Source organism: Escherichia sp. MOD1-EC5495, from assembly GCF_002965965.1.
Classification (GTDB): Bacteria; Pseudomonadota; Gammaproteobacteria; order Enterobacterales; family Enterobacteriaceae; genus Escherichia; species Escherichia ruysiae.
In genome coordinates, this window is sequence record NZ_PTRI01000055.1 from 1 (window position 1) to 1,007 (window position 1,007).

The window sequence follows — 1,007 nt, forward strand, 5'->3', positions numbered from 1 at the left end:
CCACTTCCGTCAACCAGGCTTATCAGCGTGGTACCGGAGGATGGCAGCGTGATTTCACGGTCGAGCGTCAGCGTCCGGGTCTGGCTGTTCACCGCCAGCACGCGACCACCGGTGCTGATACCGGCATAGTCATCATCGCAGATTTCAATGACATCGCCCGGTACATGGCGAAGCCCTTCAGCACCCACGCTGAAATCCACGGTCTGCGTCTCCAGCAGTTCCGTTTTAATCAGCCACAGCCCGGCGCGGTGTGCCTGCCCCCGGCTGGTACAGCCAAAGGCATCCATCTTCGTGACATTACGACCCTTCAACAAGCTCTGTCGCCGTCTCCCAGCCGTTATCCGGGTCAATCCAGTTCACCTCAACGGCATTATGGCGGTCCTTCAGGGCGCTGAAGCTGTAGCGGAACGGCGCGCCATCATCCGGCATCACCACATTACTGCGGTTATAGGTCCACACCTTATCTGATGGTCGGTCCTGCACGAACGTCAGCGTCTGCCCGTTCCATACCGGCATACAGCGCATCGCCGAGCAGAAATCACTGAGCACATCCCACGCCTTACGCTGCGTGGTCAGCCAGGCATTACAGGTGATGCGCGGCTCCGTGCCGCCAAAGCCGTCCGGCACCGACTGGTCGCAGTACTGGCCGATGACATACAGCGCCCATTTATCCACATCCGACGCACCAAGACGTTTTCCCATGCCGTAGCGCGGATGGGTCAGCATATCCCACAGACACCAGGCCATGTTGTTGCTGTATGCTGGCTTAAACGTTCCGTCCCAGATACCGCTGTATTGTCGCGTCTGCGGGTTATAGTTCGACGGCACCTGCAGAATGCGCCCGCGAAGATGATAATTACGACTCACCTGCTGGCTGCCGAACTGCTCCGAGTCCACCTGTACGCCGACCAGTGCCGTGTTCGGGTAGCACTGTTTCACATCGATGATTTCGGTGTATGACGACCAGAGCGTTTTGTTCTGCAGCTGGTCTGTGGTGCTGTCCGGCG

At 58.6% G+C, this 1,007-nt stretch carries 1 pseudogene; it reads right to left on the bottom strand.

The window, feature by feature from the left end:
- Window positions 1-1,007: pseudogene (locus tag BEG40_RS21985) on the bottom strand (TipJ family phage tail tip protein); the annotation flags it as partial.